The following is a 9,457-nucleotide window of genomic DNA, read 5'->3' on the forward strand; positions in this document are numbered from 1 at the left end:
GCTTTCTCTGCTTTCTGTACCCCCGACCGGATTCGAACCGGCGCTACTGCCGTGAGAGGGCAGCGTGCTAGGCCGCTACACAACGGGGGCGTGGACCGAGGTCCCGCTGGGCTACCAGGACTCGAACCTAGAACAACGGAACCAGAAACCGTCGTGTTGCCAATTACACCATAGCCCATGGTCGTTCAAGTCTTCTCAGACCCGTACCCCCGACCGGATTCGAACCGGCGCTACCGCCTTGAGAGGGCGGCGTGCTAGGCCGCTACACAACGGGGGCCCTGGCGATCCTGCATCGACGCGGCCGGGTGCGACCCGACGGCATCGGAGAGAAGGATCTGTACCCCCGACCGGATTCGAACCGGCGCTACTGCCGTGAGAGGGCAGCGTGCTAGGCCGCTACACAACGGGGGCGTTGCAGAGAAGATCTGCGCTGGGCTACCAGGACTCGAACCTAGACTAACGGAACCAGAAACCGTCGTGCTGCCAATTACACCATAGCCCACCAAAACTCAACCCCCGTACGGGGGCTAATTTGGCTTGCGCTCCCGGCCGGACTTGTCGGCCCTCCCGGGCGGCGCAGGAAGAACATTACCCGATGGCGGACACCGCTCCAAAACGAGTATCACCGCGCAGCAGAGCGGGAAGCTGGCCGAGATCGGTGATCCGTACCAGCTCAGGACGCCCTCCCACGCCGGCCCGGTCCAGCCACACCCCGGCGAGCCCCGCGGCGACGGCCCCGCCCGCGTCGATGTCCGGCTCGTTGCCCACGTACACCACCTCGTGCGGGTCCAGGGCGAGGGTGTCGCAGGCGGCATGGAAGGCGGCGGCGTCGGGCTTCGATACGCCCAGCTCAGCGGCGCAGAGAACGGCCTCGAAGTGATCGCGTACCCCCAGCGCGGAGAGCTTGCGGTCCTGGACGCGGAGGCTGGAGTTCGAGAGGACGGCCTGGCGGTAGTCGGGCGCGAGCCGGTCGAGCACGGCGACGCTGTCGGGGAACAGCGTCCAGGCGGCTTCGTAATGAACGATGTACCGGTCGAACCAGCCGTCCGCCTCGGCGTCGCCCAGGTCGTCGCTGCCGGTGAAGGTACGGACCCGGTCGCGCCGCTGCCCCTGGAAGTCGGTCTCCCCCGCGGAGAACCGCGCCCAGTGCAGATCGGTGATCTCCCGCCAGCGCGCGAGGGCCTGGTCGGCCGATTCGAATCCGGCGTCCAGGCCCTCGGCCACGAGATGGTCCCGCATTCCGACGCGGTCGGCGTTGGAGTAGTCGAACAGGGTGTCGTCGATATCCCAGAGCACGGCGCGGATAGGCATACGCCGACGGTACCGGCGACGACCCGCCGGCTGGGGGTCCGGGGGTCACCCCCCGGTGTGAGCAGTGTCGATGTCCCAGAGCACGGCGCGGACAGGCATACGCCGACGGTACCCGCGACAACCCCCCGGCTGGGGGCCCGGGGGTCACCCCCCGGTGTAAGCAGTGTCGATGTCCCAGAGCACGGCGCGGACAGACATACGCCCGACAGCGCCGTGCGCCCCTGGACAACCGTGCGCTCCTGCGCGGGCGGCTACGCCCGCAGCTTCGCCAGGGCCGCGTCGACGCGGCTCAGTGTGCGCTCGCGGCCCAGGAGTTCCAGGGACTCGAAGAGCGGGAGGCCGACCGTGCGGCCCGTGACCGCGACACGGACCGGGGCCTGGGCCTTGCCCAGTTTGAGACCGTGCTCCTCGCCCGCCGCGAGCACCGCGTTCTTGAGCGCCTCCGCGGTCCACTCCGCCTCGGCGATCTTCGTACGGGCGGTCTCCAGCAGCGCGTCCGCGCCCGGCTTCATCGCCTTCGCCCAGGACGCCTCGTCCTCCGCCAGCTCGTCCAGAAAGAGGAAGTCGACATTGGCGGTGATGTCCGAGAGCACCGTGAGCCGGGTCTGCGCCAGCGGCGCCAGCGCCTCGAAGGCCGCCGTGTCGAAGTTCTCCGGCGGCCAGGGCGCGTGCGGGGCCTTCAGCCAGGGCGCGCACGCCTCGATGAACGTCTTTCCGTCCAGCAGCCGGATGTGATCGGCGTTGATCGCCTCGGCCTTCTTCAGATCGAACCGAGCCGGATTCGCGTTGACGTCCGCGATGTCGAACGCGGCGACCATCTCGTCCATCGAGAAGATGTCCCGGTCCGCGGCGAGCGACCAGCCCAGCAGGGAGAGGTAGTTGAGCAGGCCCTCGGGCAGGAATCCGCGCTCCCGGTAGAGGTTCAGGGAGGACTGCGGGTCGCGCTTGGAGAGCTTCTTGTTGCCCTCGCCCATGACATAGGGGAGGTGCCCGAACGCCGGGATCTCCTTCGCGAGGCCCAGCTCGATCAGTGCCTTGTAGAGCGCGATCTGCCGCGGGGTGGAGGACAGCAGGTCCTCACCACGCAGTACGTGGGTGATCTCCATCAGCGCGTCGTCGACCGGGTTGACCAGCGTGTACAGCGGCGCGCCATTGGCACGGACGATGCCGTAGTCCGGAACGTTCTCCGGGGTGAAGGTCAGCTCGCCGCGGACCAGGTCCGTGAAGGTGATCGGCTCGTCGGGCATCCGGAAACGCACGATGGACGTGCGGCCCTCCGCCTCGTACGCCGCCCGCTGCTCCGCGCTCAGATCGCGGCACTGCCCGTCGTACCCCGAGGGACGCCCCGCCGCGCGGGCCGCGTCGCGGCGCGCGTCCAGTTCCTCGGTGGTGCAGTAGCAGTGGTACGCGTGGCCGGCCGCGAGCAGCTTGTCCGCGGTGTCGCGGTAGATGTCCATCCGCTGCGACTGGCGGTACGGCGCGTGCGGGCCGCCCACCTCCGGGCCCTCGTCCCAGTCGAACCCGAGCCAGCGCATCGAGTCGAGGAGCTGCTCGTACGACTCCTCGGAGTCGCGCGCCGCGTCGGTGTCCTCGATACGGAAGACCAGGGTGCCGCCGCTGTGCCGGGCGAAGGCCCAGTTGAACAGGGCGGTGCGGACCAGTCCCACATGGGGGTTGCCGGTCGGCGAGGGACAGAAACGTACACGGACGGGTCCGTTAGCCACGCTTGATCACCTTGTTGGTGAGAGTGCCGATGCCTTCGATGGTGACGGCGACCTCGTCGCCGACGCTGAGGGGGCCGACCCCGGCGGGGGTGCCCGTGAGGATGACGTCGCCGGGGAGCAGCGTCATGGCCTCGGTGATGTGGACGATCAGGTCCTCGACGGAGCGGATCATGTCGCTCGTACGGCCGAGTTGGCGCTGTTCGCCGTTGACCGTGCACTGGATGGTGAGGTCCGAGGGGTCGAGGTCGGTCTCCACCCAGGGGCCGAGCGGGCACGAGGTGTCGAAGCCCTTGGCGCGGGCCCACTGCTTCTCGGCGCGCTGGGTGTCGCGGGCCGTGATGTCGTTGGCGCAGGTGTAGCCGAGGATGACGTCCTTGACCCGGTCGCGGGGGACTTCGCGGCACATCCGGCCGATGACGACGGCCAGTTCGGCCTCGTAGTGGACCTCGTCGGAGAAGGACGGGTACTCGACGGCGTCGCCGGTGCCGATGAGCGCGGTCGTGGGCTTGAGGAAGACGACCGGGACGTCGGGGACCGCGTTGCCCAGCTCGGCCGCGTGCTCCGCGTAGTTGCGGCCGATGCCCAGGATCTTGTTGCCGATCACGGGCGGCAGGAGACGGACCTTACTCAGCGGGACCTTGGTGCCGGAGAGCTCGAAGTCGGCGTACGGGATGCCCTTGATGATGTCGAGCACAAGGCCGGCCGGGTCGCTGCCCTCGCCCTCGACCGCGCCGAAGGCGACATTGCCGTCGATGGAGAATCTGGCGATGCGCACGGGATGCTGCCGCCCCTCACTACTTGACGTGCCGGCTGTTCCGGAGACTGACGCTCCAGGCTAGCGCGGGGGGCGTGGTGGGCGTCGCGCGTACGGAGCGGCCACCTCGGATGTCCGGGACGGCCGCTTCGCGTATTACAGTGCGGGTGAGAAGTGGATCAACGGTCACCCCGCGGATCACTTCGGACGGAGCCGGCCAGGGCGTGTCCCCCAGGGCCCCGGAGATGGGCCTAGGACGCGACGGGAGCGTCCATCAGGGTCGTACGGCGGGGGTTGGCGGTCCGGTTGGGCAGGGCGACGGGGTGTTCCTGGTGCTCCGCGGGTGCCATCTCCTCGGCGTCCTTCAAATGCGCCAGTGTGGTGCGCCGGGGGTTGGCGGTGCTGCGGAACATCATCGTCGTCTTCATCTGTGGTGTCAGACCTTGTCGGGAGCGGGGCGCGGGGCGCCACTTGTCGGATGTGCCATCTCTGTAAAGCGTCAGGCTAAACATCCGATTCCCCGCCACCGACGGGATCCAGCAGCGATCTCCATGTGAGTTTCCTCACGACTCGCCGGGCATTTCCCCCATTCCGGTCACTGATCGTTGACCATGGAATCGGACATTGAGCTACTGAACGTTACATTCCGCTCCTGATCATGAAGACTGGGACACCCCCCACCCGTAAGCGGGTCGTCAATAAAAGTCCGTTTCCTCCGTGAACCATTTCTACGGCTCGTGACCCGGCGCTCACACGGCGTCATTCAAGCCATGGGCCCTCCCGTGGCCCTTGTTGGAGATCCTGCACTGTGCTGGAATTCCCCCCACCGCCGCGGGTTTACAAGCCGGCGCGCAGGGGCGCAACGCAGCGCCGAGTGGCGGCGGGGAAGGGGAGCAGCGCCGGTCACTCACGACCACCATGGGGGGCGTTCTGCACCCCACGACGCCGACACCGCCCCGCCGTTCGCGGAGGGGCGCCTGGTCCAGAGGTTGCGACGCTAGTGCAGGGACGTTTCAAGAGGGATAGCAGTGCTGCGGCGGAGCAGGAGCCCCGCGGCGGAACCGACCGCGGCTCCTCGCCCCAGCACACCCAGAACCCGGGACCGGCACCCTCGGGCGAGAGTGGCGGCAGAGGCGGGTCCGCCGGGGCCGCACCGGGTGCGGGCGGGCCTTCGGCGCCGCCCAAGCCCGTGACGCCACCGGTCACTTCGGTGCCGGGTGAGGTCGGGCCGAGGATCGCGCTGCGCAACTGGCGTATCAGCACGCGCCTGGTGGCGCTGCTGACACTGCCGGTGGTCGCCGCGACCTCGCTGGGCGGGCTCCGTATCAACCAGTCGCTGAACGACATTCAGCAACTGGAGCACATGCAGCTCCTCACCAAGATGACCAAGGAGGCGACGAGCCTCGCCGCCGCGCTCCAGGCGGAACGTGACGAGTCGGCAGGTCCGCTCACCAACGGCGAGTCGCCCGACGACTACAAGGTCAAGAACCGCCGTACCGCGACCGACCGGGCGAAGCGGGCCTTCCTCGACGCCACGGTCGACATCGGCAATACCGACGGCGACGAGGCGCTGGAGAGCATCCGCTCAAACGTCAACCAGATCGCCACCCAGGTCAACAAGATCAACGACATCCGCAAGGGCGCGTACACCTCGGAGTCGGACTCGCTGACCGTCGACGCGTACAGCGGACTGATCGACTCGCTGCTGAGCCTCTCGCAGGACATGGCGCAGGCGACCAGCAACCCGGACATGATCAAGCGGACCCGTGCGCTGGCAGCGTTCTCCTCCGCCAAGGAGTACGCCTCGATCCAGCGCGCGATCATCGCCGCCGCGCTGCCGGCCGACCCGAAGACCAAGGGCAAGCTCACCGACAGCGACCGGCTGTACGGTCTGGCCGCGCAGACCAAGGAGCGGAACGCCCTCACCTCCTTCAGCTCGCTGTACGAGTCGATGGGCGGCGACGCCGAAGAGCTGACGGCTCCGCTCGACGGCAACGGCAACCCTGAGATAGGCCAGGCCGAGAAGTACGCGGAGCGCGTGCTCGCCACCCCGGACGGCATGGCGCAGCAGCCCAACCGCTCGTATCTGGACTGGACCGACCAGGCGTCCACCCGGATCAACGCGATGAAGACCATCGAGGCCACGCTGCTGGGCGAGATGGAGGGCAAGGCCCGCGAGCTGCGCACCCAGTCGCAGCGCGACGCGCTCATCAACGGTGCGGTCATCCTGCTCGTGCTGGGTGTCTCGCTGGCCGGCGCCTTCGTGGTCGCCCGGTCCATGATCCGCTCGCTGCGCCGGCTCCAGGACACGGCCACCAGGGTCGCCCAGGACCGGCTGCCCGAGCTGGTCAAGCAGCTCTCCGAGTCGGACCCGCAGGATGTCGACACCTCCGTCGAGTCGGTCGGTGTGCACTCCCGGGACGAGATCGGACAGGTCGCCGCGGCCTTCGACGACGTGCACCGCGAGGCGGTCCGCCTCGCCGCCGAGCAGGCCCTCCTCCGGGGCAACGTCAACGCGATGTTCACCAACCTCTCGCGCCGCAGCCAGGGCCTGATCCAGCGTCAGCTCTCCCTGATCTCCGAGCTGGAGTCCCGTGAGGCGGACCCTGACCAGCTCTCCTCGCTCTTCAAGCTGGACCACCTCGCGACCCGTATGCGCCGTAACGGTGAGAACCTCCTCGTCCTCGCGGGCGAGGAGCCGGGCCGCCGGTGGACCAGGCCCGTACCGCTGGTCGACGTGCTGCGAGCTGCGGCCTCCGAGGTGGAGCAGTACGAGCGCATCGAACTGGCCTCGGTCCCCGCGACCGAGGTCGCCGGACGCGTCGTCAACGACCTCGTGCACCTGCTCGCCGAGCTGCTGGAGAACGCGACCTCGTTCTCCTCGCCGCAGACCAAGGTCCGGGTCACCGGTCACGCGCTGCCCGACGGGCGGGTGCTGGTCGAGATCCATGACACCGGTATCGGTCTGTCCCCCGAGGACCTCGCGGCGATCAACGAGCGGCTGGCCTCGCCGCCGACCGTGGACGTCTCCGTATCGCGCCGCATGGGTCTGTTCGTGGTCGGCCGGCTGTCCCTGCGCCACGGCATCAGGATCCAGCTCCGTCCGTCCGACTCGGGTGGCACGACCGCACTGGTCATGCTGCCGGTCGATGTCGCGCACGGCGGCAAGAAGGCTCCGGTGCCCGGCCGGCCCGGTGCCGGTCCCGGCGGCCAGAACGCGGTGGGCCAGGCGCCCGCCCCGGGCGGCCAGTTGACCGGCGGACCCGGTGCGGCCGGTGGCGGCAGGCCTGGTCTCGGCGCGGGACCCGGCGGCGGCCCCGGACTGCTCGCGGGCGCGAGCCCGCGCGCCGCGCTGCCGTCCCGGGACGGCTCGGGCGGCGGCCAGGGCGGACCGCAGGATCCGCAGCGGCAGGGCTCGGGCCAGTCCAGCATCTTCAGCCAGAACGCCTTCGGCGCGCCGGGCCAGGGCCAGGCCGGTCCCGGACAGGGCGGTGGCCAGGGTCAGGTCCGTAACGACCAGTTCGGCGGCCCGGCCGGGCAGAACCCGAACAGCCAGCAGGGACCGGGTGCCCGGGCCGGCCAGGGCGGCGGCGACCGCAACGGCTTCAGCGGCCGCGCCCAGAACGCCTTCCAGCAGGGCGGCGCCCCCGACCGCGGCCGGCAGCTTCCGCCGCCCGGCGGACCGCGCGCCGAACTGCCCGGCGGGAACCCGCAGCCGCAGCGTCAGCAGACCACGAGCTGGGGCAGCGACCAGCAGCCCGGGCAGCACTCCCCGCTGGACGCACCGCGCGGCCACGAGGAGCACGACACCTCCGGCCAGTTCGTCAGGCCGGGAGCCGACCAGCAGGGCCCCGGGTCCACGGCCGAGTTCCAGCGCCCGGACTTCGGCGGGCCCCGGCCGGACGCGAACACGGGACACGGCGGACCGCAGGACGCGGCTGCCACGGCCCAGTTCCCCCGTCCGGACTTCAACGCCCCGGGGGGCTACGACGCCCCGCAGAACGGGTACGGCAACGCCCAGTCGGACTTCCGTGCCCCCGCCGAGTACAACGCCGAGTACAACAACGCCCCGCAGCAGCGGGACTACCACCCCCAGCAGGACTTCAACGCCCAGCGCCCCGGAGGTCCGGGCGCGCAGGGCGGTTACCGGCCGCAGGGCCTGCCGCAGCAGCAGCCGGAGGCGCTGCCGCCGGCCGGTCCCGGCGACGGCCGCACCCCGCTGTACGACAACCTGGAGACCAACTGGTTCCACGGACACGGCCAGCAGGGCGGCGGTCAGCAGTACCCGCAGCAGCCACCCCAGCAGCACCAGTCCCAGCAGCCCCCGATGCCGCGCCGCGACATCCAGGGCTCCGGCACCAACGGCTCGGGCTTCCCGGGCCTGAACGCCAACGGTTCGGGCGCCCGGGGCGCGGGCGTCACCTCTTCCTGGCGTACGTCGCCCAACGACGAGCTGGTACGCCAGGCCGAGCGGGTCAAGAAGCCCCAGGCGGGCGGGATCACCACATCCGGTCTGCCCCGCCGGGTGCCGCGTGCCAATCTGGTGCCCGGCACCGCGCAGGAACAGAACACCCAGGCCGGTCCGCAGGTATCGCGTGCGCCAGCAGACGTACGCGGCCGGCTGACCAATCTCCGTCGGGGTATCCAGCAGGGTCGTCAGGCCGGCAACACCGGCCCGGCGACCGGGAGTTTCAACCTCGGCACCTCTCACCAGCAGGAGCGTTAGTTGAGTCCGATGAGTCAGGCTGCGCAGAATCTGAACTGGTTGATCACCAACTTCGTGGACAACACCCCCGGGGTGTCCCACACGGTGGTGGTCTCCGCGGACGGACTTCTGCTGGCCATGTCCGAGGGCTTCCCCCGCGACCGCGCCGATCAGCTCGCGGCCGTGGCGTCCGGTCTGACCTCGCTGACCGCGGGGGCGTCCCGGATCTTCGAAGGCGGCCCGGTCAACCAGACCGTCGTCGAGATGGAGCGCGGTTTCCTCTTCCTCATGTCCGTCTCCGACGGGTCCTCCCTAGCCGTACTGGCGCACCCCGAGTGCGACATCGGCCTGGTGGGATACGAAATGGCCCTTCTGGTCGACCGCGCAGGTACGGTCCTCACCCCGGACCTGCGCGCCGAGCTCCAGGGCAGCCTGCTGCACTGAGGCTCAAGGCACCGTCCCCCGCTCCAACCACCGTCAGGCCGCCCAACCGGCCCCCCACCGGCCAAGTCAGACGGCACGCAGACATCTTGCTGTCACGCCCGGAGGATTCATGACCCCGCCACCCGCCTCTCACGATCCGTACGGCGCAGTCGACGCGTACGGCTCCGAGGGCGACCAGCCGCTGGTCCGTCCGTACGCCATGACCGGCGGCCGGACCCGGCCGCGGTACCAGCTCGCCATCGAGGCGCTGGTCAGTACGACGGCAGACCCGGCGCACCTTGCCACTCTGCTCCCTGAGCACCAGCGGATCTGCCACCTGTGCCGTGAGGTCAAGTCCGTCGCGGAGGTGTCGGCCCTGCTGACGATGCCGCTGGGCGTCGCGCGCATCCTGGTCGCCGACCTGGCGGAGGCGGGCATGGTGGCCATCCACCAGCCGGGCAACGGAGAGGCCGGCGGCACGCCGGATGTGACTCTGCTCGAAAGGGTGCTCAGTGGACTTCGCAAGCTCTAGCGGCGGTG

The 9,457-nt window shown here is 69.8% G+C and carries 7 protein-coding genes and 5 tRNA genes; 3 read left to right on the forward strand and 9 right to left on the reverse strand.

Annotated features, from left to right (window positions below; translation table 11 throughout):
- Positions 1–17: 17 nt before the first annotated feature.
- The 9 genes from WH07_RS05240 to WH07_RS40225 form a co-directional block, all read right to left on the reverse strand.
- Positions 18–90, reverse strand: a tRNA-Glu gene (locus WH07_RS05240).
- A 16-nt stretch (positions 91–106) separates the two neighbouring features.
- Positions 107–178 (reverse strand) — tRNA-Gln (locus tag WH07_RS05245).
- A 26-nt stretch (positions 179–204) separates the two neighbouring features.
- Positions 205–277: transfer RNA gene (locus WH07_RS05250), tRNA-Glu, on the reverse strand.
- Between the two features lie 61 nt (positions 278–338).
- A tRNA-Glu gene (locus tag WH07_RS05255) sits at positions 339–411 on the reverse strand.
- A 19-nt stretch (positions 412–430) separates the two neighbouring features.
- A tRNA-Gln gene (locus WH07_RS05260) sits at positions 431–502 on the reverse strand.
- Between the two features lie 86 nt (positions 503–588).
- The gene (locus WH07_RS05265) at positions 589–1,311 is read right to left on the reverse strand and encodes an HAD family hydrolase (protein WP_046495916.1); all 723 of its coding nucleotides are present in this window, start codon (positions 1,309–1,311) and stop codon (positions 589–591) included.
- A gap of 251 nt (positions 1,312–1,562) precedes the next feature.
- Positions 1,563–3,035 (reverse strand): glutamate--tRNA ligase, encoded by a 1,473-nt coding sequence (gltX, locus tag WH07_RS05270; RefSeq protein WP_046495918.1) that lies wholly within the window; start codon positions 3,033–3,035, stop codon positions 1,563–1,565.
- The gene (locus tag WH07_RS05275) at positions 3,028–3,810 is read right to left on the reverse strand and encodes a fumarylacetoacetate hydrolase family protein (RefSeq protein WP_046495920.1); all 783 of its coding nucleotides are present in this window, start codon (positions 3,808–3,810) and stop codon (positions 3,028–3,030) included. The genes gltX and WH07_RS05275 overlap by 8 nt, the downstream gene beginning before the upstream one ends.
- A gap of 230 nt (positions 3,811–4,040) precedes the next feature.
- The gene (locus tag WH07_RS40225; RefSeq protein ID WP_198533723.1) at positions 4,041–4,217 is read right to left on the reverse strand and encodes a hypothetical protein; all 177 of its coding nucleotides are present in this window, start codon (positions 4,215–4,217) and stop codon (positions 4,041–4,043) included.
- A gap of 572 nt (positions 4,218–4,789) precedes the next feature.
- Here WH07_RS40225 and WH07_RS05280 point away from each other — a divergent pair.
- The 3 genes from WH07_RS05280 (at position 4,790) to WH07_RS05290 (ending at position 9,449) form a co-directional block, all read left to right on the forward strand.
- Positions 4,790–8,515 carry a sensor histidine kinase gene (locus WH07_RS05280; protein ID WP_046495922.1) on the forward strand — a complete coding sequence of 1,242 codons (3,726 nt, stop codon included), beginning with the start codon at positions 4,790–4,792 and terminating at the stop codon, positions 8,513–8,515.
- A gap of 9 nt (positions 8,516–8,524) precedes the next feature.
- Positions 8,525–8,938, forward strand: a complete 414-nt coding sequence (locus WH07_RS05285; protein WP_030351794.1) for a roadblock/LC7 domain-containing protein — start codon at positions 8,525–8,527, stop codon at positions 8,936–8,938.
- 109 nt (positions 8,939–9,047) lie between these two features.
- Positions 9,048–9,449, forward strand: coding sequence for a DUF742 domain-containing protein (locus WH07_RS05290; RefSeq protein WP_046495927.1), 402 nt, complete (start codon positions 9,048–9,050; stop codon positions 9,447–9,449).
- Positions 9,450–9,457: the final 8 nt, after the last annotated feature.

The organism is Streptomyces odonnellii (assembly GCF_000981895.1).
Lineage (GTDB): Bacteria > Actinomycetota > Actinomycetes > Streptomycetales > Streptomycetaceae > Streptomyces > Streptomyces odonnellii.

Bases quoted from the DNA above. Each gene is read 5' to 3' on its own strand.
- WH07_RS05265 (WP_046495916.1), bottom strand. From the start codon at position 1,311: ATGCCTATCCGCGCCGTGCTCTGGGATATCGACGACACCCTGTTCGAC.
- WH07_RS40225 (WP_198533723.1), bottom strand. From the start codon at position 4,217: ATGAAGACGACGATGATGTTCCGCAGCACCGCCAACCCCCGGCGCACC.
- WH07_RS05285 (WP_030351794.1), top strand. From the start codon at position 8,525: ATGAGTCAGGCTGCGCAGAATCTGAACTGGTTGATCACCAACTTCGTG.
- WH07_RS05290 (WP_046495927.1), top strand. From the start codon at position 9,048: ATGACCCCGCCACCCGCCTCTCACGATCCGTACGGCGCAGTCGACGCG.